26 protein-coding genes and 3 pseudogenes are annotated in these 26,029 nt (G+C 42.4%); 17 read left to right on the top strand and 12 right to left on the bottom strand.

Annotated features, from left to right (window positions below):
- Positions 1-14: 14 nt before the first annotated feature.
- From V7K85_RS16615 to V7K85_RS16600, 4 genes are all read left to right on the top strand, one after another.
- Positions 15-152, top strand: coding sequence for a BrnT family toxin (locus V7K85_RS16615; protein ID WP_334814767.1), 138 nt, complete (start codon positions 15-17; stop codon positions 150-152).
- Positions 115-393 carry a BrnA antitoxin family protein gene (locus V7K85_RS16610; RefSeq protein WP_334814723.1) on the top strand — a complete coding sequence of 93 codons (279 nt, stop codon included), beginning with the start codon at positions 115-117 and terminating at the stop codon, positions 391-393. The genes V7K85_RS16615 and V7K85_RS16610 overlap by 38 nt, the downstream gene beginning before the upstream one ends.
- A 138-nt stretch (positions 394-531) precedes the next feature.
- Complete coding sequence (locus V7K85_RS16605; protein WP_334814722.1) at positions 532-756, top strand: DUF433 domain-containing protein; 225 nt, start codon at positions 532-534, stop codon at positions 754-756.
- Positions 753-1,091: a DUF5615 family PIN-like protein gene (locus V7K85_RS16600; protein ID WP_334814721.1), complete on the top strand. Its 339-nt coding sequence runs from the start codon at positions 753-755 to the stop codon at positions 1,089-1,091. The genes V7K85_RS16605 and V7K85_RS16600 overlap by 4 nt, the downstream gene beginning before the upstream one ends.
- Positions 1,092-1,160: 69 nt before the next feature.
- On the opposite strand, the gene V7K85_RS16595 is transcribed toward V7K85_RS16600, so the two are convergent.
- Complete coding sequence (locus tag V7K85_RS16595; RefSeq protein ID WP_334814720.1) at positions 1,161-1,724, bottom strand: Uma2 family endonuclease; 564 nt, start codon at positions 1,722-1,724, stop codon at positions 1,161-1,163.
- Between the two features lie 100 nt (positions 1,725-1,824).
- On the opposite strand from V7K85_RS16595, the gene V7K85_RS16590 reads away from it, so the two are divergent.
- Together V7K85_RS16590 and V7K85_RS16585 are read left to right on the top strand one after the other, a co-directional pair.
- Positions 1,825-1,986, top strand: coding sequence for a hypothetical protein (locus tag V7K85_RS16590; RefSeq protein ID WP_334814719.1), 162 nt, complete (start codon positions 1,825-1,827; stop codon positions 1,984-1,986).
- 58 nt (positions 1,987-2,044) lie between these two features.
- Complete coding sequence (locus tag V7K85_RS16585) at positions 2,045-2,263, top strand: type II toxin-antitoxin system HicB family antitoxin (protein WP_334814718.1); 219 nt, start codon at positions 2,045-2,047, stop codon at positions 2,261-2,263.
- Between the two features lie 64 nt (positions 2,264-2,327).
- On the opposite strand, the gene V7K85_RS16580 is transcribed toward V7K85_RS16585, so the two are convergent.
- Both V7K85_RS16580 and V7K85_RS16575 read right to left on the bottom strand, forming a co-directional pair.
- Entirely contained in the window at positions 2,328-3,134 is an 807-nt protein-coding gene (locus V7K85_RS16580; protein ID WP_334814717.1) for a DUF3598 family protein, read from the bottom strand.
- A 50-nt stretch (positions 3,135-3,184) separates the two neighbouring features.
- Positions 3,185-4,087, bottom strand: a complete 903-nt coding sequence (locus V7K85_RS16575) for a cell division protein FtsX (RefSeq protein WP_334814716.1) — start codon at positions 4,085-4,087, stop codon at positions 3,185-3,187.
- A 337-nt stretch (positions 4,088-4,424) separates the two neighbouring features.
- Between V7K85_RS16575 and def the strand changes: the two genes are divergently transcribed.
- Together def and V7K85_RS16565 are read left to right on the top strand one after the other, a co-directional pair.
- Positions 4,425-4,988: a peptide deformylase gene (gene def / locus V7K85_RS16570; RefSeq protein WP_334814715.1), complete on the top strand. Its 564-nt coding sequence runs from the start codon at positions 4,425-4,427 to the stop codon at positions 4,986-4,988.
- A gap of 10 nt (positions 4,989-4,998) precedes the next feature.
- Complete coding sequence (locus V7K85_RS16565) at positions 4,999-5,202, top strand: hypothetical protein (RefSeq protein WP_334814714.1); 204 nt, start codon at positions 4,999-5,001, stop codon at positions 5,200-5,202.
- 64 nt (positions 5,203-5,266) lie between these two features.
- Here the strand turns inward: V7K85_RS16565 and V7K85_RS16560 are convergent, their stop codons facing one another.
- The gene (locus tag V7K85_RS16560) at positions 5,267-8,839 is read right to left on the bottom strand and encodes an NB-ARC domain-containing protein (protein WP_334814713.1); all 3,573 of its coding nucleotides are present in this window, start codon (positions 8,837-8,839) and stop codon (positions 5,267-5,269) included.
- A 564-nt stretch (positions 8,840-9,403) separates the two neighbouring features.
- Here V7K85_RS16560 and V7K85_RS16555 point away from each other — a divergent pair.
- From V7K85_RS16555 to V7K85_RS16535, 5 genes are all read left to right on the top strand, one after another.
- Positions 9,404-9,643, top strand: a complete 240-nt coding sequence (locus V7K85_RS16555; protein ID WP_334814712.1) for a hypothetical protein — start codon at positions 9,404-9,406, stop codon at positions 9,641-9,643.
- A 115-nt stretch (positions 9,644-9,758) separates the two neighbouring features.
- Positions 9,759-9,986, top strand: a complete 228-nt coding sequence (locus tag V7K85_RS16550) for a hypothetical protein (RefSeq protein ID WP_334814711.1) — start codon at positions 9,759-9,761, stop codon at positions 9,984-9,986.
- A 103-nt stretch (positions 9,987-10,089) separates the two neighbouring features.
- Positions 10,090-10,902: a PD-(D/E)XK nuclease family protein gene (locus tag V7K85_RS16545; RefSeq protein WP_334814710.1), complete on the top strand. Its 813-nt coding sequence runs from the start codon at positions 10,090-10,092 to the stop codon at positions 10,900-10,902.
- 53 nt (positions 10,903-10,955) lie between these two features.
- Positions 10,956-11,618 carry a GNAT family N-acetyltransferase gene (locus V7K85_RS16540; protein ID WP_334814709.1) on the top strand — a complete coding sequence of 221 codons (663 nt, stop codon included), beginning with the start codon at positions 10,956-10,958 and terminating at the stop codon, positions 11,616-11,618.
- A gap of 264 nt (positions 11,619-11,882) precedes the next feature.
- A complete protein-coding gene (locus V7K85_RS16535) occupies positions 11,883-14,354 on the top strand; it encodes a single-stranded-DNA-specific exonuclease RecJ (protein ID WP_334814708.1) in 2,472 nt (823 codons plus the stop codon).
- A 375-nt stretch (positions 14,355-14,729) separates the two neighbouring features.
- Here the strand turns inward: V7K85_RS16535 and V7K85_RS36545 are convergent.
- Positions 14,730-15,005: pseudogene (locus V7K85_RS36545) on the bottom strand (two-partner secretion domain-containing protein); the annotation flags it as partial.
- Between the two features lie 301 nt (positions 15,006-15,306).
- Between V7K85_RS36545 and V7K85_RS36540 the strand changes: the two are divergent.
- Positions 15,307-15,561, top strand: a pseudogene (locus V7K85_RS36540) (IS982 family transposase); the annotation flags it as partial.
- A gap of 104 nt (positions 15,562-15,665) precedes the next feature.
- Here the strand turns inward: V7K85_RS36540 and V7K85_RS16525 are convergent.
- Positions 15,666-16,010 carry a pentapeptide repeat-containing protein gene (locus V7K85_RS16525; protein ID WP_334814707.1) on the bottom strand — a complete coding sequence of 115 codons (345 nt, stop codon included), beginning with the start codon at positions 16,008-16,010 and terminating at the stop codon, positions 15,666-15,668.
- Between V7K85_RS16525 and V7K85_RS16520 the strand changes: the two genes are divergently transcribed.
- Complete coding sequence (locus V7K85_RS16520; protein WP_334814706.1) at positions 16,003-16,317, top strand: hypothetical protein; 315 nt, start codon at positions 16,003-16,005, stop codon at positions 16,315-16,317. The genes V7K85_RS16525 and V7K85_RS16520 overlap by 8 nt on opposite strands.
- A gap of 381 nt (positions 16,318-16,698) precedes the next feature.
- On the opposite strand, the gene V7K85_RS16515 is transcribed toward V7K85_RS16520, so the two are convergent.
- Positions 16,699-17,370, bottom strand: a complete 672-nt coding sequence (locus V7K85_RS16515) for a cadmium resistance transporter (protein ID WP_334814705.1) — start codon at positions 17,368-17,370, stop codon at positions 16,699-16,701.
- A 637-nt stretch (positions 17,371-18,007) separates the two neighbouring features.
- On the opposite strand from V7K85_RS16515, the gene V7K85_RS16510 reads away from it, so the two are divergent.
- Positions 18,008-18,475 (top strand): Crp/Fnr family transcriptional regulator, encoded by a 468-nt coding sequence (locus V7K85_RS16510; protein ID WP_334689736.1) that lies wholly within the window; start codon positions 18,008-18,010, stop codon positions 18,473-18,475.
- 372 nt (positions 18,476-18,847) lie between these two features.
- On the opposite strand, the pseudogene V7K85_RS16505 reads toward V7K85_RS16510, so the two are convergent.
- From V7K85_RS16505 to V7K85_RS16490, 4 genes and pseudogenes are all read right to left on the bottom strand, one after another.
- Positions 18,848-20,255: pseudogene (locus V7K85_RS16505) on the bottom strand (HlyD family secretion protein).
- Between the two features lie 6 nt (positions 20,256-20,261).
- Entirely contained in the window at positions 20,262-22,478 is a 2,217-nt protein-coding gene (locus V7K85_RS16500; protein WP_334814704.1) for a peptidase domain-containing ABC transporter, read from the bottom strand.
- Between the two features lie 132 nt (positions 22,479-22,610).
- On the bottom strand, positions 22,611-22,772 hold the full coding sequence (locus V7K85_RS16495) for a cysteine peptidase family C39 domain-containing protein (protein WP_334814703.1): 162 nt from the start codon (positions 22,770-22,772) through the stop codon (positions 22,611-22,613).
- Positions 22,773-23,080: 308 nt separating this feature from the next.
- The gene (locus V7K85_RS16490; protein WP_334814702.1) at positions 23,081-23,371 is read right to left on the bottom strand and encodes a hypothetical protein; all 291 of its coding nucleotides are present in this window, start codon (positions 23,369-23,371) and stop codon (positions 23,081-23,083) included.
- A gap of 451 nt (positions 23,372-23,822) precedes the next feature.
- Between V7K85_RS16490 and V7K85_RS16485 the strand changes: the two genes are divergently transcribed.
- Positions 23,823-24,383: a helix-turn-helix domain-containing protein gene (locus V7K85_RS16485; RefSeq protein WP_334814701.1), complete on the top strand. Its 561-nt coding sequence runs from the start codon at positions 23,823-23,825 to the stop codon at positions 24,381-24,383.
- 41 nt (positions 24,384-24,424) lie between these two features.
- Here the strand turns inward: V7K85_RS16485 and V7K85_RS16480 are convergent, their stop codons facing one another.
- Positions 24,425-25,813 carry a cobyrinate a,c-diamide synthase gene (locus V7K85_RS16480; protein ID WP_334814700.1) on the bottom strand — a complete coding sequence of 463 codons (1,389 nt, stop codon included), beginning with the start codon at positions 25,811-25,813 and terminating at the stop codon, positions 24,425-24,427.
- Positions 25,814-26,029: the final 216 nt, after the last annotated feature.

Here is a 26,029-nt window from a genome sequence, read left to right as displayed (position 1 = left end):
GCGAAGATCGCTGGATCGGAATCGGCTTTTTAGGCAACGGTGTAGCGGTTGTCGTTTGGACAGAACGACAGAACAACATAGTCCGCATTATCTCAGCACGAAGGGCAAACCGATATGAGCGTCAACGACTTGAACAATACCTCACGTACTGATTGGGCTGGATTAGAGGCAATGACGGATGAGGACATTGATTACTCAGACATTCCACCGTTGAGCGATGAGTTTTTTGAAAATGCCACGCTGAGGATTCCGGCAACACAAGCCAGTGATCTGATTCAGTTAGATTCAGAAGTAATAATGTGGTTTCGTGAACAAGGTGCAGAGTACAAAACACTGATTAACTCAGTTTTGCGCCGTTACATTGAAAACAGTGGCGATCGGGGTGCAGGCTGACAGCGGATGCAAAAGTAATGATAAATAGATACAGCATATTGTTCAATGATCTGATGAAGATCACTTTTTCTACTCACAATTCCAGAGTTTGCCTACCTTACATATACTAAGTTAAAGACTATCTCCGAGTGAAACCTTATGTCAGACTTACTTGGAAGAATTACAGTTAATCCTAAACAATGTGGTGGTCGTCCCTGTATCCGGGGCATGAGAATTCGGGTATCAGACGTACTCGACTTGTTTGCGGCTGGACTGAGTGCCGAACAAATCCTAGAAGAAATGCCCGATTTGGAAGCGGATGATCTCAAAGCATCACTTGTGTACGCTTCACGTAAGCTCAATCATCCCGTTTTGGTTGTATGACGATCTGGATAGATGCACATCTGTCACCTGCAATTGCAACTTGGATCACCATCACATTCGGCATAACGGCATTAGCTTTGCGTGATGTTGGGCTGAGAGATGCCGAAGATCCTGAGATTTTCGAGGCAGCGAGGGCTAAAGGAGTCATCTTCATGACCAAAGACAGTGACTTTGCTGACTTAGTAGATCGTTTTGGAACACCGCCACAAGTTATCTGGTTGACGTGTGGCAATACGTCAAATGACCGATTGAAAGAGATTCTGAATTCAACATTGCCAGAAGCATTAAAGCTTTTGCAATCTGGCGAAGCGTTAGTCGAAATCAGAGGGGATTAAGGGTACAGGTTCGCCGTAGACTAGGTTTCCTAGCATCAACCCAACATCTTCTTCCACATTCAAAAACAGTCACTCCCGCAACCAACTAAATAAACCTTCTACTGTTAGGCTGAAATCTTTAGCAAATTCCGGGACTGGTAATTGTGTTCCTAGTTCTTCATAAAAAGTGGTTGGTTGATCTGGCAAGTAGACAAACACAGATTGTTCTTCAGGATCAATCAGCCATCCCATCTGAGTTCCATACTTCAGGCAATGCAGAATATTCTTGGTAACTTTAGTTTGACTTTGATCAGGAGATAAAATTTCAATTGTCCAATCTGGGGCAATTGAAAAGACATTAGCAACCCCACCATTTTCTTTACGGGGAATTCTGTCGCACATAAACACAGAAATGTCAGGTACAATTGAGCGTTCGCCAAAGGTACAGCGCAGCTCACAGAAAGCCCGTGCAATCTGTTTGGATTTGACGACCAAGTTAATTGCAGGTGCTAACTCGGTCTGAATTGCGCTGTGTTCTCCTTGCGGCATCGGTTTTTGGATGATACGCCCATCAATGTATTCACTAGCAGGTTTTGTCTCTGGCAGATCCAGGAATTCACTTAGAGTCAGGGGTTTAGCAGGGGTCTGTACCATTTAAGGTTTCCTTACTAGGGGTAAGTTGTACTACTGCTATTTGTTATTCTACAGATGATCAATCAGTTAAGAAAATAGGGTAGAGAAATCGACAAAATCGATGCCCAGGAAAATTCGAGAGTTAAAAGCCCAGATTGTGCATGAAGGGTTCGTTTATCTGTCTAAGCGTGGCAAAGGTAGCATGAGCGTTGGCGACATCCTTTCTCAAAAAAACACTGACAATTTCGGGCAAGGATGGAGACAATGTGCCAGTGTTACTTAGAAAAGCAGTTAGCAAAGTTATTAACTGAACTCGAAGAATTAAGGGAGGACGAGGATTTATGAGTCGATACACCATGATTATTCAATGGTCTGATGAAGATCAGCTTTTCCTAGTCACGATTCCAGAGTTTGCTGATCGTGTTATCATGCCTTGCACTCACGGCAAAACTCGTGAGGAAGCTATTTATAATGGTGAAAAAGTGATTGAAATGTATTTGTCAGCTTGGCAAGCAGAAGGTGAATCTATCCCTGAACCCAGTACGCTTCAAATTGCCTGATTACCATTCCAATACCGGTTGGTCGAAATTACCGGGGATAAGCGATCGCAAGCTAACAAATCCCTTACACTTTTTCTTCAGTAACTAATGTCAGACTAACCCATTCGCCTTTCTCGTTGTAGCTGCGAATCATCCGCTGGCGCAGGTTTGGTTGGATTAACCAACCCACTTCTAAGAATAAGGGTTGACGTAACTGCACCTTGAGTGGTGAAGTTGCAGAAGCACCATCAGGTAACAATAATACTTGTACCTGCTTTTGGGGATCTTGGTCAAAGAGAATGATAGAACCTTTGATGGTAGCAGTTGAGGTAATTGTGCGTCCCCCAAAAGAGGTACTTTGAATTAATCGCCCAGGATCATCAAGTTGTAATTTTAGGGTTGTAGAGTAAGTATCAGTCCGCAAATCTCGATATATTGTGACTGCTTGGCCTTGCCATTCTCCCAACAAGTCATTTATCTGGAAGGGTGGACGTTCTGCTGTTTGTGTTCCAGCTAAATGTTCTCGAATTAAGGTTAGTTTACTTAGATTACCAGTCTGATCAAACAGTTGCACCAGACGCAAGCGGCAATTTTCATGAACAAAAGCCAGTTCTGCACCGAATTCCGAAAATGGCCCTAGCTGAATTAAACCTTCAGAAAATGAACCTTTTTCAAAAAACAGCAGACCTCCTCCCACAGAACTAAATTCTCTAATCATATCATCTCGTTCCGGACGGCTCAGAGTTAAGCGCACTGTCTGGTTATTGTTTAAACCTTCTAGAGAAAGACGGCTAGGAGTATCGTTGAGAAGTGTCCCTTGGGGAGAAAAATTGGTAAATGAACCTTCCCATACACCAAGATTTTGCAGAAAACATTCCCATTGCGATTTCATAGCGATTTCTTCCTTTGTCCTACCAATGCTCAATGCCCAATGCCCAATGCCTAACCTTTAGCAAAACGTTGGACAGCAAATAAGCTCCCCATTAATCCTACAGCTGCACCGAAACTCAAAAGAATCAGGGGCAATAATAAAATTTGGGCTGGAGTGAGTTGCACCCTGTTGGTGATGACTTGGATAAACTCAGGTTGATTGACTAGCAACTTACCGAGAAACTGTTGAATCACAGAAATGAAACTCCAAGCGATCGCACCACCAACTAAACCAAAGGTAATTCCTTGTAAAATAAACGGCAGGTAAATCCAAGCAGAAGTTGCTCCCACTAGTTGCATAATTTCAATTTCCTGGCGTCGCGCCATGACAATCAGGCGAATTGTGGTGGTAGTGACTGCGATCGCTGTTAAAGTCAGAATAATCGTAATTGTTAAACTAATCCAGTTTAGACCTTGGTGCAACTGGGCAATACGTTTGACTGCTTCATCGACATATTGCACCGCATCAACTCCCGGTAACTTAGCCAACTGCGTTGCTAAAGTTGGTACAATTTGAGAATTACGGGCTTTTACCTTCATCTCGTCAACCAGAGGATTCTCACCTAGCTGCTGGGTAGCACCCTCAATATCAGAAATTCTCATTTCTTTAACTAACTTAGTCCAAGCTTCCTCTTTAGTAATGGTTTGTATCGCCGCCACCTCTGGCATTTTTGCTATCAGTGGCTGAATGCTTTCGACTTGCGTATCCGGTTCGAGAAAAACTGATACTTCTAACTGGCTACCGAACTGGTAAAGGAGTTTTTCGACTTGCCAAGAGGTTTGCAAACTCAAGCCAAATAAAAACAGTAACACTGTAACAGTACTTACTGCTGCCCAATTCATCCAACCTCCCCGCAATAAACCGAGGAAAGTTTCTTTGAGCAGGTAGTCAAGTTTTGTGAGAGATTTAAACACACATCACCCCAATAAGTAATTCAAAATTCACGCATTCAAGAACGCAATCACAGCAGTTTATTGGAAATTAGCTCTGTGTCTGAGACTTTCCGCCGTGCCTCTGCGTGAGATAACACCACCATTTATACTCGACAGTGCAAACTTTGGGTGGGTCAAGCCCCAAAAACATCATCAGTAGTGAGGACAACTGACTAGTGACCGAAGAAAAGGGGATTAGGCAACTAAATTTATTTATGAGGATTGTTAATGCGTGAATTTTGAATTCAAAGCGAAGCGACATGACGAGCTTGATAGAATTAAAGTAGTAGGAATTTTCACCATCTAGCCATCGAGACTCATGCCCTCTGAAATTGCTGTAGAGAAAAAAAAGTTAAAAAATCCACCTTTGGAGCTTCATTATTTAGGTAATCGGGTGCTGCGTCAAGCTGCAAAGCGGATTTCTAAAGTAGATGACGAACTCCGCCAACTGGTGCGCGAAATGCTGCAAACTATGTACAGCAAAGATGGCATTGGTTTGGCTGCACCCCAAGTGGGAATTCACAAACAACTAATTGTCATCGATCTGGAACCAGAGAACGCAGCTAATTCGCCCTTGGTATTGATTAACCCCACTATTAAACAAGTAAGCCGCGACATCTCTGTTGCCCAAGAAGGATGCTTGAGTATTCCCAATGTATATCTAGACGTGAAGCGCCCCGAAGTCGTGGAAATTGCCTATAAAGACGAGTATGGTCGTCCCCGGATATTAGAGGCTAATGACCTCCTGGGACGCTGCATTCAGCACGAGATGGATCACCTTAACGGCGTGGTATTTGTAGACCGTGTAGAAAACTCCTTGACTTTGGCCCAGGAGCTATCTAAGAATGGCTTCTCGTATCAAGCGGTGAAACCAATAGCATAGGGGGCTAGTAGTGTATTTAACTCCAAAAAGCGGTTTATTTTTGGGTGGTTGTTGTGTAAGTGCGATCGCAGCCGTAGGTTCGATTTTTGAACTCAGTTATGGACAACCAGATTTAGGCTTCCAAGTCACGGCGATTATCCTGGTATTGAGCATTCCACTCACAGGATTCTTTTTCTTTGCCGCAGTGAAGGACGCAAGGGCTAACATGAAATAAGCATCAGGTACATAAAAAAGGTAAAGGGGATGAAAGAAAAACCTAAAGTTCACCCTTTTACCTTTTATTTTTGCTCTCCATCTTCCACTGCCCCTAAAGCTTTTAGCGTCACTAACTGCGCTGCGGTTAACCCTGTCACCCCGGTGATATTCATTCTTTCATAGGGTCTAGGCGATCGCAGTGTTTTCCAACACTCCCCTGTCTCAATATCCCACAGTTTGATTGTTTCGTCTTGGCTACCACTAGCTATATTTCTACCATTCGGACTAAATGCGACTGACCAAACTCCCATTGTATGTCCGAACAAAGTCATCAAGTCTTTGCTGGTATTCACATTCCAAAGCTTGACTGTTTGGTCTACACTACCACTGGCCAGTTGCTGACCATCGGGACTGAATGCTACAGACCATACCCAATGGCTATGAGATTGAGCAATTCCTAGGCTTTTTCCTGTGTCCACTTCCCACAGTCTTACTGTTTTGTCTAGACTACTACTCGCTAATATCTTACCGTTAGGGCTAAAAGTAACAGATCTCACAAAATCTGTGTGTCCAGAAAAACTTTTTTCGCATCTACCTTCCGAAATATTCCATAGTCTGATGGTTTTTTCGCTACCACTGGCGAGGATCTGCCCTTGAGGATGAAACGCCACTGACCTGACAAAATCAGAATGCCCAGAAAAAGTGGCTAGGCATTTACCTGTATGAGTATCCCATAACTTGACAGTGCGATCGCCGCTACCACTAGCTAGTAATTGACCATCGGGACTAAAAGCTACTGACCACACTCCTGTGCTGTGTCCCAAGAAAGTAGATAGGCATTTACCCGTATGAGTATCCCATAACTTGACAGTGCGATCGCCGCTACCACTAGCTAGTAATTGACCATTGGGACTAAAAGCTACTGACCACGCTCCTCTAATATGTCCCTGAAGAATTTTCTGGCATTTGCCCGAGTCAACATTCCATAACCTAACACTGGCATCATCGCTACCACTGGCAAGAATTTTACCTTCAGGATGGAAGGCTACAGACCAAACCCGACTAGTGTAACCTTGGAAGGTCTTTTGACATTTACCCTCAATCACATCCCATAATCGTAAACAAGAGTCGTCACTGCCACTGGCAAGCATCTTACCGTCTGTACTGAAAGCCACAGACCAAACTCGACTACTGTCACCTTGTAAGGTTTTCCAACACTTAGCGATCGCAACATTCCATAATTTTATAGTTTGATCGTCACTACCAGTGGCAATAGTTTCTCCATCAGGGCTAAAAGCTACCGAGCAGATACCCAAAGAATGTCCTTGTAAAGTTTTCTGGCACTTACCGCGATCGATATCCCATATTTTGACTGTTGTGTCATCGCTACCACTAACGAGGATCTGCCCATTAGGACTAAAAGCCACCGATCTAACACCGAGCGAATGTCCCTGTAAAGTTTTTTGGCACTGACCGTGCTGAATATCCCATAGCTTAATAGTTTGGTCATCACTACCACTAGCTAGCAATATACCGTCCGGACTAAAGGCAACTGACCTGACAAAGTTACTATGAGAGAGCAAAGTTTGACTACACTCACCTGTATGGACAGCCCATAATTTCACGGTTCTATCATCACTACCACTAGCTAACAACGTACCATCTGGACTGAAGGCAACTGACCTTACAAAATCGGTATGGGAGAACAGAGTCTGGTTACATTCACCTGTGCAGATATCCCAGAGCTTAATAGTTTGATCTTCACCACCACTAGCTAGCGTAGGTTCAGTCGGATGAAAAGCAATTGACCAAACCCAACCCGTATGTCCTTTTAATGTGAAAATTTGTGTAGTGTCACCCACTCGCCACAATCGAATTTCACCATTAGTATCACATGTAGCTAAAATTTTTTGATTTGGACTAAAAGCTATTGATAAAATACTCCCAAAAGTTTCTGTAAAAATTGATTTTGATAAGTCAGAACCAGTAAAATTAACATCATGTAAATTCACACCTTGTAAATATGCTTGCCACACTGGTAAATAAGAAAAGTTATAACAACTTAAATCTATGTTTAATTGAGTTAAAAAATTAACAATATTACCACTTAAGTATCCTGGCTTATTGACTAGTCTGTCTCTTTGTTTGTCTAAAATTTGAGTTAGCTGATATTCAATATTTTTAGGAGTGAGAAAAATATTAACTAATCTTTCAAGCAGTGGTTTAATAATCAAGCGGATTTGAATTTCATACACATAATCTTTGGCAGTAGCTCCCATCAGCGCATGGCTGTTGCATAGATTAATTTTACCGTTAATAATCTCTTGACAAATTTCCTCTATTAATAGGTCATTAATGTATTCCATGACCACAGGTTGCAAGGTAAAAAATGTAGATTTATCGCCGCTTTTTTGCTCAATTAGCGAGCGCCTACGTAGAGATTCTAAAGCTTCTAGCAATTTCCGTTTTGGTAGAGGATGTACAATATCATCTAGCAATTCGTCAATGGAAACTAACTCTCGCTTGATTCCTAGCCAATAAATAATTTCTTTTTCTAGGTCAGAGGTGCGCTCAAATTGCTGATCTAATAAATTACGAGTGTCACCAAAAATAATCTCTCCCTGCTCAATAAAGGTAGCAATATTTCCGGCAAATAATTCTCTTATTGGCTCAGAAACTAATTTTAATGCTAAGGGATTACCTGAATAATTATCAACTAGCTTTGCCCAGTCTTGCTTTGAGCCAAATATGCCTTTATCTTTAAGAATTTCTTGCCCTTCTATTTCTCCTAAGCCAGGTAATAATAGCGTTCTGACTGGTGATGTTTCTCCCTCTAAAGGAGCAAATTCTTTAGGTTTTTCACGAGAATTCAATACCAAACAACTTTGATGCGCTTCTTCCCCCACTCGTTTGAGTAGTTGACCATAAGCCTCATATCCTTCTCTATATTCCCCAGCGCGATCGCCTCCTTGTAAAATAGTCTCGGCATTATCCAAGACCAAAAGACAACGCTGTTTTCGTAAATATTTAATCAGCAAGGTTATTTGACTATCTACGGTTTCTGGTAATTCAATTTCTTTTTCATCAGATAAAAATAGGATCGGGTTAGCCAAGAGTTCTTTGAGAGGTGGGGCATTGCGGAGCGATCGCCAAATAATATACTCAAAATCATACTGCACTTCCTCTGCTAGTTTTACAGACAAAGTGCTTTTGCCAATTCCTCCCATTCCTAATAGTGCTACTAATCGGCATTTATCCTTGACAATCCATTGCTTGAGGACAGATAGTTCTGCTTCTCGTCCGTAAAAGTTACCACTGATACTAGGTGCTTCGCCCCAATCTGGAGGCTTGCCGGCAATGGGTTTCACACTAACTAAAGATGCTCGATACTCACTTTCAATCACTTGCTGTAACTTAGTGAGTTTTCCCGGACCAGCACCACTGATGTGAAATTTTTTGTAAACTTCGCTCAATCTTTTACGTACCGCTTCGGCGCTAATACCCAATTCTTTGGCGATCGCATTTGGCGATTTGTCTTGAACAGCATATAACAACACCTCTAGCTCACTGCTAGACACACTCCGTTCTTGGGCTAAAGCCAAAAGAAAATCTTCGGGAATCTCACTCATACTCACACCAAGACAAACTACACTCACATTTTAGCTCACTAGGTGAGAAATAATTCTGCTCACAGTGACGCTTAAACTATTGTCTGATAATGAAAATGCGTTGTTGAGTCAGTATCTTGAAATAATTTTTTCAATTTTACTTGACTAGGTAACTAAGTTACTTTATAGTAAGTTTAACACAGGCGATTTTAATAACTTAGTAAGTTTGCGGTTGAATTACCCAAACTTAGTGAGTAAGGGGTAAAGGCAAAGGCTGGAACCGTTAATCGATTTTGAAAAAGACAAGCATTCAAAGTCTGTAGGAATTGCATTTTAGGGGTTGATGCGCGTGGTGTGCGTTCTGCATCATCACGAGCATTGAGCACCTAAGTTTAATTTCAAAATTATCTTTGCAATTCATTTAAAAGTTTACTTTCACCATTTGTAAATACCAAAACCACTGTTGTTGGTGTTCAAACTTGATTCAGGTTTGGTATGCCTGCTGCGTGCCTTGACTAGCTAAAAGCAACGCAAATATTGGCTCCTTTTTTAGGACAGTCGAGGTAGCCGTAGTTGCTGCTTAGATTTAACTCTCAAAACAGGACAAAAACTATGAAAATCAATCTCAAAGATGATGAAAATCTACTATTCAAGTGGTTTTGTCAGGGACTCAAGTATTTTCTGCTGACTCTGCTTGGTTTGGCGATCGCTCTTGTTTTATCTCACGTTTTTGGCGCTGTCTCAATAGCAGGGATGCTGTTATCCACAAGTCTATGGATATGGTTTATGAGGATAGCAGTATCTCTGTTCTGTCTATTTGCGATCGCCATGATAATTGAGTCTTGGAGTTGATTCCTCACTCAATTATCAGCAACAAGATTGCAATTTTAGGTTCGTAGTGAAGTTTAATCAACTTTCTTGGGTTAAGTGCAAGTTAAGCCAATACTTTTCACTAGGAGATTATATCATGCCAAACAACAGCAACGGCTCTGGGGGAGAAACACTTTCGCCACTTTTAGTCATCTTAGTGGCAGGGTCTATTTCTTTGGCGATCGTTAACAAAGCTAATCACCCAGCATATTTTGATATCGTTAAAATATCTATGGTCTACAGCTTTGGCTCAATCAAGTCCCAAGAAAAAACTAGACAACATTCCAATGACCAGGATGATATAGATAAGGACGAGTTGAAATAGCAGACATGAGAACTATCTGTGAAGACAGTAAAAAATACCTGTTTTTCACAGATAGCTTGCCAAAGGTGAGTTGCAGATTATAATTTGCTTCTAAAATAGAAGAATGCTGTCAACTCCCACTCAACTCCTGCGCCTGTCTCAAGGACAACTGAACTTACTAGAAGCTTGTCCGCGTAAATTTCAACATACCTACCTAGAACAACTCAATTCGCCCTCAAATCCAGAACAAGAAGAACGGCAAACTTTGGGTAGTCGTTTTCACTTGCTAATGCAACAGCGAGAAATGGGTTTGCCAATTGATAGTTTCCTGCAAGCAGATGCTAAACTGCAAAGCTGGATGCTAGCTTTTGCCGATGCAGCCCCAGAAATTTTAACGGCTGCATCTGATAATCAAACTTTTCGTGAAAGTGAACACTTCCGCACTCTGCAAGTTCAGGACTATTTGCTGACGGTTGTCTATGATTTATTGATTGCAGATAACCAACAAGCACAAATTCTCGACTGGAAAACTTATCCTAAACCACCCCATAAACGCAAGTTAGAATCCAACTGGCAAACACGGCTTTATCTGTATGTATTGGCAGAAACTAGCGACTATTTGCCAGAATATATTTCGATGACTTACTGGTTTGTCCAATCTGAGGGCAAACCGCAAAATATTAAGTTTAATTACAATACTGCTCAACACACATTAACAACAAAGAAACTTAATAAACTATTAAGCCAGTTAACTACTTGGCTAGAAAATTACCAAAATAACCAGCAGTTTCCCCAAGTGGTGGAGGGTAGCAAAACTTGTGATTATTGTCAGTTTGCTAAACGGTGCAATCGCACACAAACTACTGAAGAAGCAGTGAAAGACTCATTGCCAAATTTTGACAGCATTCAAGAAGTCTCACTCAACCCTATACATTAGAGGATGTTTGTAAAATCCAATAGAGGTATAAATAAATTACAACTTCTAAATTTATGTCAAGTTTTGACGAAACTGAAGCAATTTATGTAGGCGAATTAGGAATTGATGACATTGCTCCCATTTACCACTTGGGAGAAGGGTTATTAACCAGCGATTTATATCCTTATTTATACCGCACCTGGGACGAATGGGAGGTGATTGGACTTTACAACACCGATCCAGAATATTGTCTTGTGGCCGAAACAGACGGAGAATTAGCCGGATTCATTTTGGGAACGATCATCACCAAAGCATCCTGGACTTACGGATACATTTTATGGCTAGGAGTTAGTCCGAAGTTTCAGCGTCGGGGAGTAGCAGACAAGCTGGTTGATAAAGTCGTCGCCCGGATGATTGAAGATGGGGCGCGGTTTATGCTGGTAGACACTGACCCTACCAATACTTCAGCATTAAAGTTTTTTAACCGCAAAGGTTTTGGTAATATTCGCCAGCATATTTTCTTGTCGATGAATTTAAGCAAGCACGAATATTATGGCAGATTAATTGATTACGAACACCAAAAAGCTGAAAGAGCAGGTTACAGGCGATGTCTACGACGGGCTACGCCTACGCGTCCAGCAATTCGTGCCCGGAAACCTGATAGCGTCGCCAATGAAGTAGTCCTCAATCCCCTAGTCAATGAATCTCAAACGACCGAGGAGCAATCTCCAATTTAAGAAAAGTTAGGAGTTTGGAATTTGGAATTAGGAGTTTGGAGTTAAAATTCTTAAGAGACCATTTATAAAATGCTCTAATTCCCTCCTTTTTAAGGAGGGTTAGGGAGGATCAAGCTTTAACTGATCCGTATATATCTATAGTCACCTTTTGCTGTAACACACCCTACTTAATATTTTGTTTATAAATAACCTCTAACTTTTTAGTTTCCAATTTTTAACTCCTAACTCCTCACTCCTCACTCCTCACTCCTAACTTAATTTTGTATGCCAGAACAACAGCAGTGGACTATAGCAGCAACCGAACAACCCCCGGAGTGGTTCATCCAAGCGGTGAAACAGCATACACCTGCATCAAGTGGAATATATGCAGCGAAATTGTTGTGGCAACGGGGAATTAAAGATGATCAACAATTAACAGCTTTTATCAACCATAAAGCTTATCAACCAGCAAGTCCCTTTGAGTTTGGGCAAGAAATGCACCTAGCGATCGCCCGGTTGCAACAAGCATATAACGCCAGAGAAAAAATTGCCATTTGGGGAGACTTCGATGCTGATGGTATTACCGCCACATCTGTACTTTGGGATGGATTGGGGCAGTTTTTCAAACAAAATACCCAGTTGATTTACTACATTCCCAATCGCCTCAAAGAATCCCACGGACTTAATAATCAAGGGATTGATAACTTAGCAAAACAAGGTTGTAAATTAATAGTTACTTGCGACACAGGTAGCACAAACATTGAGGAAATTGTCTATGCTAAACAACTAAGCATAGATGTAATAGTTACAGACCATCACACCTTACCCACCGAACGTCCACCCGTCGCAGCGATTATCAATCCCCGTTATTTGCCAAGGGAACATCAGCTGTTTCATCTTTCTGGGGTGGCGGTAGCTTATAAGTTGGTGGAAGCACTATATCAAACCCTGCCTAATGTTGCAAAATATCCGTTAGAGGATTTATTAGATTTAGTAGCAGTAGGATTAATTGCCGACTTAGTGCAGTTAAGTGGAGATTGTCGCTATTTGGCACAGATCGGAATTCAACGACTGCAAGCAGATTTTCAACAGCCAGCCGCAGCGCGTCGGCGTCCGGGGGTGGGGCGATTATTAGAATTGTGCCAGAGAAGTGGCGATCGCCCCACAGATATTTCTTTTGGTTTGGGTCCAAGAATTAACGCCGTCAGCCGCATCCAAGGTGATGCCAGTTTTTGCGTTGAATTATTAACTAGTCGCGATGCCAAACGTTGTCATGAACTAGCCGAAGTTACAGAACTCGCAAACGCCCGCCGCAAATCTTTACAAAAAGATGTGCAAGCGCAAGTAGCACAAAAACTTACTCAACTAGACTTATCAACCACCAGCGTCATAGTCCTACAAGATGCCCAATGGCCTGCGGGTGTATTGGGCTTAGTCGCCGGACAGGTAGCACAAGAAACAGGTCGTCCGACTATTTTGTTAAGTACGGAAGGAGCAGGGGAGGCAGGGGAAGCAGGGGAAGTAGGGGGAGAAATTACTCCTTTATCTTCTAACTCAGAACTCAGAATTCAGCACCCAGCACTCGCATTAGCTCGTGGTTCTGCTCGTTCGGTGAATTCCGTCGATTTATACCAACTGGTGAAAGACCAAGCACATTTGTTACATCGCTTTGGGGGACATCCCTTTGCAGCGGGTTTGAGTTTGTTGGTGGAGAACATTCCTTTATTTACAGCGGCGATTAATCAGCAGTTGCGGCAATCTTTAGGTAGTACAACCCTAACGCCAACCGTGCAAGCAGACTTGACGGTAACAGTAGCAGACTTGGCCAAAGAGTTATTTTTGGAACTGAAACTGCTAGAACCTTGTGGAATGGGTAACCCTGTTCCGAAATTGCTAATTCAAAACTGCTGGTTTGAAAATTCTTGGCATCGCAATCAGCAGGATTGGCAAGGGAAAAAGGTACAGTACATTAAAACCGAGTTTGATATTCGGGATGATTCCAGCAGAAGTGCTTTTCCTGGTATATGGTGGGGACACTACAAAGATGAATTACCTGTAGGAAGGTGTGATTGCATAACAGAACTAGACTACAACACCTTCAAAAAACGTTATGAAATCAGATTAATTGCCGTGCGTCCTAGTGTTAACTCAGCACTCAACACTCGGAACGGGTTAAACCCTAGCTATCCGCTAACACCACTCATCTTAGATTTACGGAATCAGGAACACTCAGGAATCAGGACTCAGGACGGGCTAAACCCTAGCTATCCGCTAACAGCATTGATTATTGAAGATTGTCCCACGAATTGGGATGATTTACGCGCATGGTTGCGGCGATGTCTAACGACAAGCGGCTCTACGTCTGGGCTTGACAATCAGCAACAACTAGCGATCGCTTGGTCTAAACCCAACCTCCAACCACCCAATCAAATTTGGCTGACTCTTGTCGGAATTGCCAAATATCTCAGTCGCACAAATCAACTAGTTACCCGCGTCCAACTTTTAGAGAAAATCGGCATCAGCGACCAAACCTTACTTGTAGGAATCAAAGCTTTAAAATATTTAGGGTTCACAGTCAAACTACAAGACCGTTATTTGCAAATCACCTGGCATCAAAGCGATAGTGCAGAAAACTTTGCCGACGCAGCAGTTGCAAGATTTTTAGCTGCTGTGCGAGAAGAACAATTTCAGCGACAGTATTTTGCCGAAGTGCCTTTATCTACTATTGTTGCGATCGCAAGCTCCGACAATTATTAACCCAAGTTGTGCTCAATTGGTGGACACTAACATCTAAAAAGCACGGCAAGATACAGGGTTCTGCCAAGAACTATGAGACCTAGTGGGTACATTCGCTGTGAGTTCCAACTCCCCTTTGGCATTTATGACCCAACCTGTAGCTTCTACAATGGGTTTTGATGTAGCGGTAGTTGGTTTGGTAGTAACAGATGGAATCTTGGGGTTGTCAATGTTTGGGTCGAGAGTTACCCAATCGACCAGAACAGCATTAGGAGAAAGAAGGTCATAGGGATTGCGGGGTAAACCGCCACGTCCAGTGATGATAAATGAACTAGCTTTTTGCTTGCTTCTGGGGTTACAGCTAGTGTCAATTTGTTGGGACGCATGAACTAGATTTGTGAGCGTCAAGAAAGAACCACCGATATTTAGCAAAGCATTAGGCCCAAAAATAATCCCCGACGGATTAATCAGAAACAGGTTGGCTCTACCATGCTCAAAACTGTGAAAAAGATTACTTCCAGCTTGAGTTCCTGCTTGAATAATTCTGCTATTCCCCTCTAATTTAACAGTGGAATTATTGGGTAAAGTGCTATCAGGCGTAATTTGAGCAACAGCACAATTTGCAAAGAATGCGTATGCACCACCCAGGGCAATACAATTAGCCGCAAACATTGAAGTTATGTTCATTACGATTGCAATTAACCCAAATCCCTATTATGAATTGAAACTGGAAACTCCCAACAATGACAATACCACAATTTCTAATTGCAATTAAGCAAAATTCCTATTAGGGATTGAAACCCGTCAGCCAATCTCAACACCACTACTGAATAATATTGCAATTAACCAAAATCTCTATTAACCCAAGTTGCTAGTTATTTGAGAATGCGATGTCTACGACGGGCTACGCCTACGCAAAAGCAATAAAATCTCCTCCAGTCAGAAAAAACGGACGAGAGTATGCGTTTAGGAAATAATTACCGTCTATACTATCCTCGATGATTTGTTAAAGGCGATTGGGTATAGTGAAGACTGTCAAATAGAAATGAGCGATGCAGAAATTATTACAACGGTAATAACTGCGACGATGTTCTTTAATGGCAATCAGAATAAAGCTTGCAATTAGATAAAAGACCATTATCTCGTTGCCAATATATGAGAAAAATCGCGCTTTAATCGGCGATTACACGGTATATCAATATTGATGAACGATTTGTTTGCTCAAATATGCGATCGCCGCGCTCCTTCAAATATTAAAATAAAGCCTGTATTCATTACCGAACCAGGCTTTTGAGGTTTTTTAGTAAATTTGCACGCAGAACTTCAGCTTAATCACTGAATAGTGAATCCTTCCGGTCTGATTGCATCTTCCAAATCAACCCCCATCAGGTTAACCCCCTGCATGTTTGCATTTGTAAGATTTGTCTTTTCCAAGTCTGCGCCCTGTAGGTTAGCTGCTTGCAGGTTTGCTCCCAGGAGGTTGGCTTTTTCTAGGTCTGCATCAAATAGGTTTGCTCCCAATAGGTTTGCTCCCAAAAGGTTTACCTTGCCTAAATCTGCACCTTGAAAGTTAGCCCCTTGTAAGTTTGTTTGCTGTAAGTTAGCCCTTTCTAAATCTGCATTTTGTAAATTAGCACCCTCCAAGTTTGCCGCTTGCAGGTTTGCGTCCTTGAGCATTGCTCCAGTTAGGTTACACCCGACACATTCATTGGTTTGTAATAAACGTCTAACGTTTGCTGCTACAGATACTATTGGTGATGCAACCGGAGATATTACCGGGGAAGTTACAGACTCCATTGGTGATGTAACCGGAGGCATTACTGGGGAAGTTACAGACTCCATTGACGATGTAACCGCAGGCATTACTGGACCTAGTTTTTCCGTAGGTATGGATGGTGTTAGTGTTAAAGCTCTAACGCTGGGCTGGTCAAGCAGAGAAAATCCTGCTACAAGTACCAGAAATACTGCTGTTACAATCCACTGAGTTAATTTTTTTGGATTTGGTTTATTCATTAGTTCCTTCCGATCATCATTCGTAGTGGTAAGCTTGCTTTTATAAGAGCGCTCAATAATCTGCTTTATTCTCACTTTAGATAGATTGATTGATAACATCAAATATTATTTTGATTCAAATTGATAAATTGAAGTGATAAAAAAATATTTTTGGATGGGAAACGATAGGCTGATTTTTTGGTTATATGAGGGACATAGCATCCATCAATAATTTTCAGTAGCTAATTGCATAGACGCGTAGTAGCTTGTCGTCAGACATCGTATCCCTAGGTAACAAGTTTTCAGGGCAGGTGCGATGGTACGGAGCGCCCACCGTAGGCGTAGTTTACCGCCGTAGGCGATCGCCTCATACCTAATTGGAAATCATTGCCAGACTAGGTAAAAGTCGATATGTTTCACTTTTAATCAAGATTGAAAGTCCCAAGTAAATTAAGACAAACGGGAAGACTTTTCGACCATAGCGAGTTAAAACGGGAGTCATCAGAGGATTACGAGTCAGGTTATAAGAGAGTAAGCACCACGCCCCAACACTGAAATAGCAAGCACACAGAATTACACCCAAACTTGGAAGATTGCTACTGGCAAACAAGGGTACATAGATCCCAATGTTGTTTCCTCCATTGGCAATGGTGACAGCGGAAACGCGGTAAGTTTGAGGATCGCGGATGGTTGCTAATAGTGATTTCTTCTGGTGTCCAGATTTAGTAGCAGTTAAGTCAACTGACACAGCTTGCACTGTCTCTGCTTCCTCTTCTCGACTGATGAGATTACTGATACCAATGGCGATCGGAAGCAAACCTAGCAAACCAATCCAGGTACTTGGAATAATCAAACCGCCGAAGAAACCAGGGAGACTAGCACATACTAAGGTAGTGAATCCCAGAAATTCACCGAGAACAATATGCTTAGGACGAAAGCTGCGATTAACTTTTCCGAAGAAAGCTGTCAAGTATAAATTGTCGTCAAAGGTGGTTGCAAAAGCCGCAGAGATTCCAATAAGAAATGTACTAATTAGCCAACTCATAATTGTTGCTCACGATAATTCAATGCTGTTTGTCCTAGTCCTTCTGTGCTTCTCGATGTGAGGGCAGTTCAGGAGATTTTGTGACTGTTATTACCTAACGACAACTGATCGAGGTTCGCTAGTCATCAGCCAGTTCCCCAGTTTTTAGAGGCGATTGCCTCCAATCAAATTGGTGAATTTTTTCTCAGCAAGGTACCTTGGGAGCTCATGAACTCAATATTATGGCTTTCAACCAAATAAGAGCAAATACTCTTGTTTTTTGAAATGATAAATAAAAGTGATTGATAACTTTACCATAATGTTATTATCGTTCTTATGCTCCACATGGAAACGAGAGAGTACCTAATACTGAGCTATTAGATATCTCCGACAATGAATATAGAGACGTTACATGTAACGTCTCTACAAGGGTTTCAGGTAACGCATCATTAATTTCTGGAGATGTCTATTGTTTGAGAAGCTTCTGTGCGTAGTTTACCGCCGTAGGCATCGCTCCTATTGAAGAGATACTAAGTGGTTTTCTATCGGTAAATTTTGAGATATTTTTGGCGGCTAGCGTTCAACATCGGTTAATATAACTAATTGCGTGGCTTCGGTTTTAAAATTTACAGTAATGTTTGATGTTTAACTTGTAATTATGCTAACCAGTGTTGACCGTTTATTATTTGTTCGGCGAGTCCCGATTTTTAAGGAATTGCGGGATGATTTTATTGTGCGGCTGACTTCAGTAATGAACGAATTGTCATTTCCAGCTAATTACACCATCTTTCGACAGGGAGAAGAAGGGCGATCGCTCTATATTGTTGTGTCAGGTCGAGTTAAAGTTCACATTGGAAATAAACAACTTGCAGAGGTGGAACAGGGAAAATACTTTGGTGAGATGGCAGTATTTGATACTCAACCTCGTTCCGCCACCGCAACGACTTTAGAACCTTGTGAATTTTTAGAACTGACGCAAGAGCAACTTTATGATGCGATCGAAGAAACTCCCGAAATTGCGGTGAATATCATTCGTGAGTTATCCCGTTTGATTCGCAGATTGAATGACGATATGAATGTAACGAATTCTCCACGAATAAATCTGGGGGCTTTTAGTAGAGAGTGAGAAATAGCGGTTTGGTTCGTATGCAGGTTCCAAAACACTACTAAGTATAGTTTCGCGTAAAAGCAGACAAGGCAAATTTTGCCGCCATGCACAGCCTGAAACCCTTGCTGTGAAAGAGCTACAAAAATAAATTTTCTATGAATCACTAAAAAACGGGGAAAAAGCTTGTTTTGGCTGTATCAATAAAACTCTAAGTTATTTAATACGGCATTTGAAAACGTAGCCACAAGGGTTTCATAAATTACGTGCGTTTGCCCTGAAGTAAACCGTAGGTAGTTACGACAATGCGATCGCAGTGACTTTTGCTCACTTTTTTTGAACTTGGACGTTGCCTATCGCTACTCTTTTTAAGAGCCTAATTCATCGATAATCTTACAAGTCTGCGATCAACCGCGCTTTCCTGAGAAAGAATTCCAGCACAGTCTCTTCTCTAGAAATAATATCGACTGTACCCTCCATTCCCAATTGGATAGCACACTGATGTTTGTCCCTACCTAGAGAAAGGCTTTCTGGCTCAATTGTTACCCCATAGAAGCCACCAACGGCTGCCATCTTTTGACTGCCAGATGTTGCGGCGGTAGCATTAGCACCATTCCCTTGAGGTGCGAATGCCTGCGGCACGGCTGTGCCTAATGCATCCGGGGAAATCGTCTTAACCTTACCTTTGAGAGTACCGTAATCTGGATAAGGACAGGCTGAAACCCGCATTTGTACTGTTTGACCTTGTTTCAACTTATTTTTATCCTGAAGTCCTACCACTGCCTTAACCTCCAGGGGAACGTTACTGGGGACAATCTGAGCAATCTCCTCTCCAGCAGGCACAGTTTGACCGGAGTTTCGCAGGTTTAATTTAGAAACGATACCATCTGCTGTGGCAGTAATCACAGTCTGGCTGAGGTCAATATTTATTTGTTGGAGTTCACGGGTGTCGCTCTCTAGCTGTTTTTGGATTTCAATTCGTTGCTGGATTAGGGCAAGGCGTTCTTTATCTAAAGTAGCAATGCTAGCTTGACCTGTAGCCTTTTCTTGGGCAATGCGTTGAGAAGCGATCGCAACTTGTGCATTACTGGGATTGAGCGCAGTTTGGACATTTTGCAATTTAGCTTTAGCTGCCTGAAGAGCTTGTGATTGCTGGCGAACAGCTAGTTGTGCTTCCTCAAATTGATCTTGAGACAAAGCTCCTGCTTTGGCTACACTCTCATAGCGATTTCGTTTGGACTGGGCTGCTTTTAAACTGGCATCCGCAGCATTTACATTGGCAGAAGCTTCTTCAATATCAGTAACAGTGGTAATTTGCTTATCTTGATAGTCACGGCTGCGACCGCTTAATTCAGCTTCAGCACCAGCAATAACACGTTTGACGCGCTCAGTTTCAGCTAAAACTTGGTTATTAATGGAATATAATCTGGGCATTAATTTGAACCAGTTGTAAACGACTTTGCCCAATGTTACTTTGCAGTTGGCTCTTTTTGGTTTGCAGCTTTGAGTTATCAATAGTGGCAATGATATCCCCTTTTTTGACAACTTGATTCTCTGCAACAAAAACGCGCATCACCTGACCCTCCGTAGCCGCTTGAACCAGCCGCAATTCACCAGCAGGACGGACAACAGCCTGTCCTTTAACTGTCACTTTATATTTGGTAACAGAGGCGAGTGGAACGCCTAAACCCACAGCACAGACAAGAACTAGTCCGCCCAAAGTAGTCCAACGACCAAGTGGCGGGAGAAACTCGTTGTCTTGAATTGGGGGCAAGTAGTCTGAGTTGGAATGGCTAATCATCCTGTTTTATTTACTGATTGTGCTTAATTTGCCGTTAGAGTTAGAAGATTTAGGCACTAAACCATTTGTGAATGGGTTAATACCGTCTAAGAAGTCTAGGTGTTCGCCAGCTTGATGGCGCAGAGCCTCTGGAGTGCCTTGGATTTTTAAGCGCCCTTCTTTTAGCAGTACAATCCAATCAGCCCGCCCGATGACTTTAGGGCGATGGCTAATCATAATTGTGGTTTTGCCCTGCCGATGGGACAGAAGTTGATCTAGCACTTCGGCTTCACTCACTGGGTCGAGAGCGCCAGTGGATTCATCTAAAATTAATATCGGCGGATCAGTAACTATAGCTCTAGCGATCGCTAATCTCTGTCGTTGTCCACCAGAAAGATTCGCGCCAAATTCGCCTAAAACAGTTTGATATTTATCGGGCAGTTTACTAATAAACTCATCTGCACCAGCAATCTCGCAAGCCCGAACAATTTGTTCAAACGTAATTTGGGGATAGCTGAAGCGGAAGTTTTCAATAATTGAGCGACTCCAGAAGTGAGGTTCTTGAGGTACTAGCACCACCTGTTGCCGCAGACATTCCATTGAGAGGTCTTGCTGATTATAGATGCCATAGCGGATATTGCCAGATTGGAGGAAATATAAACCAGCAAGCAGTTTGGCAAGGGTGCTTTTACCACAGCCGGATTTACCAATCAAGGCTATGACTTGACCACCAGGGATAATCAGCGAAAAATCTTGCAGCAGATCAACTCTACCTGCGTGATGGAAATTAAGGTTGGTGCAAGTAATATCTATATTCCCCTTAAGTTCTGCCCAAGGCTTTTTCTCGTCTTTTTCGTCTTCTGGAGTAGCATCAATCACCTCCGTCAAGCGTTGGATGACAATCTGGGCAGTGATGAACTCATCAACTAAGCCGATGACTGAACCCAAAAAGCCAAGAAAGTTGCCACTCATGCCAGTAAACGCTAGCAACTGACCGATGCTTAAAGTGTTATTAATCACTAAATATGACCCTAACCACAGTAAGGCAATACTAGTAAAAGTAGAAATAATACTGGTGATTGTGCCGCTGTAAAGCCCCAGCTTCATCGTACTCCAGCCCAAGTTAGCAAGCCGACCATAATTTGCCTGATACTCTTGCCAAGCTTGGGGAGTGGCTTGGGTAGTCTTTAGCACCTGGACACCGCGAAAAGTTTCAACGAGAAAGCCTTGATTTTCTGTACCCAACACGATCGCGCTGCGGGTTTTCTGGCGCAAAGCTGGGAGAAAAAGCAGGTTGACGAGGGTGACAATAATAAAGGCAGCCAGGGAAACCAAAGTCAGTCCCCAACTGTAGAACAGCATGAAGCCCAAGGAAACCAAGGCGATAAAAAATTGGCTGGGTAAACCAAGGACAATTTGGGAAACTAGCTCATTGATGTGATCTACATCGGCAATCCGGCTGACTACTTCTCCACTGCGCCGCCCTTCAAAGTACGAAAGGGGCAAACGCAACAGTTGTCGCCCGTATTCTAGAATCAGTCCTAATTGCAGTCGTTGACCAAAGTGACCAATTAGGTGAGACTGGACTAAACCGATCGCACTGCTAAATAGATTCATCGCGATCGCTCCAATTGCCACCACGGTTAGCAGCTGGGTATCTCCCCGCACTAACACGTCGTCGGTGAGCAATTGCATCATTAAGGGAGAGACAAGCGAGAGTAGCCCGATGACAATGTTAATTGCGATCGCTTGAATCAGAATAGCGCGGTAGGGTAAAACCCGCATCAGATAACGCCCAAAGCCGCCAATTTTATCATCTGATTGCTGATAAAAGCGGCTGTCGTCTGGCGTTAGCAGCAGCATGATGCCATTGCCCCACCCTTCGAGCAACTCCTCGCGGGTGAGATAGCGGATGCCTACACCAGGGTCAGCAATTACATATTTTTTCCTTTTTTGCCCGTATAAAACGGCCCAGTGGTAGCCTTTCCAGTGAATGATGGCGGGTAGAGGGGCTTTATTTAATTGATCCAGTAGTTGTGCAGAGGCTTTAACTTGACGCGTATTAAATCCTAAAGTTTCTGCACCCCGTCTTAAACCCAGCAAACTGGTTCCCCGCGAACCTGTACCAACTACTTCCCGCATTCGATTAATCGCAAAAGTGCGTCCGTAGTGTTTGGCAACAGTGGCAATGCAAGCAGCACCACAGTCTTCTTCACTGTGTTGCAATACACTTTGGTAGCGCATTTTTCTTAAAGACCTATCCTATTTTGTTTTTGAGCATAAAAAATCCCATGTAGGAGCGATCGTTGTACGCCCCTACAGGTTTAATGTGTATGATCTTAGAAACTGTAATCAGGTTGTTTGCTCAGATTAAAGCTAAGGTTCAGTGACCGTAAAAACAGTCGTGCTGCACGGTTTCGGTTCTCTGTATTCGACTAATGGCAAAGGTGCGGTGCGTCTGTAGTGTTTGGCAATAGTAGCAAGGCAAGCAGCACCACAGTCTTCTTCGCTGTGTTGAAGTACACTTTGGTAGCGCATTTTTCTTAAAGACCTATCTTATTTTGTTTTTGAGCATAAAAAATCCCATGTAGGAGCGATCGTTGTACGCCCCTACAGGTTGAATGTGTATGATCTTGAAAAGTGTAATCACATTCTTTGCTCAGATTAAAACTAGTAATTCATGTCATTAGTTTTAACGGGTTGTGAAAGTTCGTAGTAAGTGACTTTAGCGCTTGAAAATTAGCGATAAATCGCTCACTATAAACCTCTCAAATTTAATGACATGAACCACTAATGTTCAGCTTTTAACTTAGATTTATAAACCTGTGGCTACTCAAGAGAGCTGCCTATGCCGGCTTGATGTACCGCGTCGATACCCATGCACTCAGAGAAGAACCGAATTTACGGAATCCGTTCTTCACGATAGCTGGTATCTGCAAGTTGTAGCGCTGACCGGGATACCAGCGCCCAATACTAGGGTAGCCGATGCCCGGACCAGAACGAATATTTAGGTAACTAGAGACACCCTTAGTTGTGTACGTTTCATAAGAGACCCCTCCCTGCATAATTTCTGCTTCTTCAGGTTTCAATTCAACAATTAGGGATTCATCATGAAGATAGTTGAGCGTTTCCATCATTTTCTCCTTCTCTGTTATTAGAGTTTCTTAGATTGATGTTGATATGGAATTAGTGATGTATTGTCTAACTCCATCTAAATTATCTGAGATTAAATCTATAAAAACAAGGGTTTTAAACTAACTTTTTACGCATAAATCAATGACTTATGTTTTCATTATTCAAATATTTTAAATTAAATAAAATACTTTGGTTTTCTAAACTAAAGTCTTATAACATCCTTTGACTATTCCGAATCATGAAATTTAAAACACAGACTATATCTTCGTCCTTTCTGGTTGTTTACTACGCCAAGGCTTAAAAAGCTGTACTTATGCTAAGTCGCTTGATAATTATGAACTTTTGTAACTATTTGTGGAATTCATAGACTTTTGATTCCGATAAGTAAGCAGAGGTTCGCCAATAAACTAAACGAACTTCCAAAGAGTGCAAGTTCTACTAAGAGGAATCGTTATGGAAAATCCAGGTTTGTGCTTAACACCTTTTCAGCGCAGATATCTAATGAAAAGCTTAGAAACCGACTTACGTGCAGAATACCGTCGTCGGATTGAAATTATGCTACTCTTCGATGCAGGTCAATCCCAGACTCAAGTCTGTGAAGCTTTGGGATGTTCTCAAGAGACAGCACGCTACTGGATTATGATCGCCCAAACAGGACAGGCTCACAAATGGAGCGATCGCTTGATTGGACGACCTAAAACTGTGAATCAGCAATATTTAGGTCGCTTAAAAGAATTAGCAAGTCATAGCCCCCGTGATTATGACTATTCATTTGAACGCTGGACAGCGCAATGGTTAAGCAAGCATCTGGCAAAAGAATTGGGGATTAAGGTTAGCAGTTGCCACGTTAACCGTTTGCTTAAAGAGATGGGGCTTTCCATTCGACAGGTTAGCGAAACTGCCAAGAAAAAGACTTATAGCACTAAAGATTCCGGCATTACTATTGGCGATTTGCAGTCTTTTTCAGAGTTTGATTCCCTATTGTCGCTGAATCTTATCAAAACTAGTAACTAATTATGCCGTTAAATTTTTAAGGGACGGGGTTGGGGGATCTCTTATGCGTAAGTTCTACATTCTTTAAGAAACTGCTGGGGAATTTCTCCACTTTCTCCCCAGTGCAAATGCATATAAGAAGCATGAACATTTGCAGGTAAACCCCATCCTTCGCATTCCATATTTTCCTCACAATCGTAGCGAGAAGTTTCAAATAGGGGCTGAGTGGGAGTTAAAGTTAATTGGGAACGATGAAACTCATGTCCGTAAACAGTTGTATTTGCCTTAACTAACAGATTATCTTGCAAAGCTACTGCACGACGATAGCCCAAAGTTAAACGCCCACCCATCACAGCGGATGTTGGTAGCACTCCCGCCATCGACCAAGATTTACCCTCAAAATCGATAATTTGCTCACACAAATACATCAATCCTCCGCATTCGGCAACTGTGGGCATTCCTTGAAGAATTGCCGTTTTCACTGCATCACGAACGCTGGTATTTTCTGCTAATTGCTGGGCAAAAACTTCCGGGAAACCACCGCCAAAATACATTCCCTGCACATCTTTTGGAATGTCAGCATCTTCTAAGGGACTCCAGAAAACTAGTTCTGCACCAAGCTGTTGCAGCAAATCGAGATTATCTTGATAGTAAAAATTAAAAGCGCGATCGCGGGCAATGGCAATTCTGACGGGAGAGGAGGATGAGAGGGATGTAGCTTTAGCTTCCCGCAGGGTGGGAGAATAGGGGAGCAGTTCTGATTTTAACAAAGGTAATAAGCGTTGCCAGTCGAAGCAAGTATCTCCTAAATCGGCGAGTCGATCAATTAAAGCATTGAGTTGAGGAAGTTCTGCTGTGGGTACTAAACCCAAATGGCGATCGGGAATTGTGATGTTATCTTGACGCCGCAGTACGCCGAGAATGGGTAATTGTAAGGCTTCTAAGGAATCTTTGAGTAGAGAGAGATGGCGATCGCTCCCCACGCGATTTAATACTACCCCAGCTATTTTAAGCCGGGGATCAAAAGACTGGTAGCCGTGAGCGATCGCAGCTACAGAACCAGATAAACGACTGCAATCAATCACCAACACTACAGGTAAATTTAAAAGCCGCGCGATGTGTGCCGTACTCGCAAAGTCAGGTGATTTTTGCTTTTCTTGCCCATGCCCAATTCCGTCAAATAATCCCATCACCCCTTCCACTAGGGCATATTCACTCAGTTGGCTATGACGGGCAAAACATTGCTGAACGTAGGCTTCAGAAGTCAGTACTGGGTCTAAATTCCGACAAGCACGACCAGTTACGTGTTGATGAAACATCGGATCAATGTAGTCTGGACCAACCTTGAAAGATTGCACCAGGCGATCGCGACGACGTAAAGATGCTAAAAGGGTGAGGGTGACTGTTGTCTTACCCACTCCACTACGTTCCCCGGCAATGACTAAAGTCATAAATGAAACAAATGGATAATTGACTATTGCCTGGGCGTCTATCGTCACTTTTTGCAAAAGCGGATGCGCCAGTTTGTGATTTATCTAAAACCAACTAACTCAAATTTATACCAATTAGAAACAAGAAAACCAGCCAATTAGGGGAGTTACGCACAAAAAGTCTGTCTAATAATATAGTTAGAGATTAGTCGAGATCGAATCGCAATAAGCCACTAT

Origin of the sequence: Nostoc sp., assembly GCF_036917615.1 — a bacterium.
Lineage (GTDB): Bacteria > Cyanobacteriota > Cyanobacteriia > Cyanobacteriales > Nostocaceae > Nostoc.
The sequence above is the reverse complement of the archived record's forward strand: the minus strand, read 5'-3'. Positions and strand labels throughout refer to the sequence as shown.

What these genes read in the sequence shown, in the direction of transcription:
- V7K85_RS16510 (WP_334689736.1), top strand. Translation starts at nt 18,008, where the DNA reads ATGCTAACCAGTGTTGACCGTTTATTATTTGTTCGGCGAGTCCCGATT.
- V7K85_RS16500 (WP_334814704.1), bottom strand. Translation starts at nt 22,478, where the DNA reads ATGCGCTACCAAAGTGTATTGCAACACAGTGAAGAAGACTGTGGTGCT.
- V7K85_RS16515 (WP_334814705.1), bottom strand. Translation starts at nt 17,370, where the DNA reads ATGAGTTGGCTAATTAGTACATTTCTTATTGGAATCTCTGCGGCTTTT.
- V7K85_RS16610 (WP_334814723.1), top strand. Translation starts at nt 115, where the DNA reads ATGAGCGTCAACGACTTGAACAATACCTCACGTACTGATTGGGCTGGA.
- V7K85_RS16580 (WP_334814717.1), bottom strand. Translation starts at nt 3,134, where the DNA reads ATGAAATCGCAATGGGAATGTTTTCTGCAAAATCTTGGTGTATGGGAA.
- V7K85_RS16485 (WP_334814701.1), top strand. Translation starts at nt 23,823, where the DNA reads ATGGAAAATCCAGGTTTGTGCTTAACACCTTTTCAGCGCAGATATCTA.
- V7K85_RS16595 (WP_334814720.1), bottom strand. Translation starts at nt 1,724, where the DNA reads ATGGTACAGACCCCTGCTAAACCCCTGACTCTAAGTGAATTCCTGGAT.
- V7K85_RS16535 (WP_334814708.1), top strand. Translation starts at nt 11,883, where the DNA reads ATGCCAGAACAACAGCAGTGGACTATAGCAGCAACCGAACAACCCCCG.
- V7K85_RS16600 (WP_334814721.1), top strand. Translation starts at nt 753, where the DNA reads ATGACGATCTGGATAGATGCACATCTGTCACCTGCAATTGCAACTTGG.
- V7K85_RS16545 (WP_334814710.1), top strand. Translation starts at nt 10,090, where the DNA reads ATGCTGTCAACTCCCACTCAACTCCTGCGCCTGTCTCAAGGACAACTG.
- V7K85_RS16550 (WP_334814711.1), top strand. Translation starts at nt 9,759, where the DNA reads ATGCCAAACAACAGCAACGGCTCTGGGGGAGAAACACTTTCGCCACTT.
- V7K85_RS16480 (WP_334814700.1), bottom strand. Translation starts at nt 25,813, where the DNA reads ATGACTTTAGTCATTGCCGGGGAACGTAGTGGAGTGGGTAAGACAACA.
- V7K85_RS16585 (WP_334814718.1), top strand. Translation starts at nt 2,045, where the DNA reads ATGAGTCGATACACCATGATTATTCAATGGTCTGATGAAGATCAGCTT.
- V7K85_RS16525 (WP_334814707.1), bottom strand. Translation starts at nt 16,010, where the DNA reads ATGCTCAAGGACGCAAACCTGCAAGCGGCAAACTTGGAGGGTGCTAAT.
- V7K85_RS16590 (WP_334814719.1), top strand. Translation starts at nt 1,825, where the DNA reads ATGCCCAGGAAAATTCGAGAGTTAAAAGCCCAGATTGTGCATGAAGGG.
- V7K85_RS16495 (WP_334814703.1), bottom strand. Translation starts at nt 22,772, where the DNA reads ATGCGCTACCAAAGTGTACTTCAACACAGCGAAGAAGACTGTGGTGCT.
- V7K85_RS16555 (WP_334814712.1), top strand. Translation starts at nt 9,404, where the DNA reads ATGAAAATCAATCTCAAAGATGATGAAAATCTACTATTCAAGTGGTTT.
- V7K85_RS16605 (WP_334814722.1), top strand. Translation starts at nt 532, where the DNA reads ATGTCAGACTTACTTGGAAGAATTACAGTTAATCCTAAACAATGTGGT.
- V7K85_RS16490 (WP_334814702.1), bottom strand. Translation starts at nt 23,371, where the DNA reads ATGATGGAAACGCTCAACTATCTTCATGATGAATCCCTAATTGTTGAA.
- def (WP_334814715.1), top strand. Translation starts at nt 4,425, where the DNA reads ATGCCCTCTGAAATTGCTGTAGAGAAAAAAAAGTTAAAAAATCCACCT.
- V7K85_RS16540 (WP_334814709.1), top strand. Translation starts at nt 10,956, where the DNA reads ATGTCAAGTTTTGACGAAACTGAAGCAATTTATGTAGGCGAATTAGGA.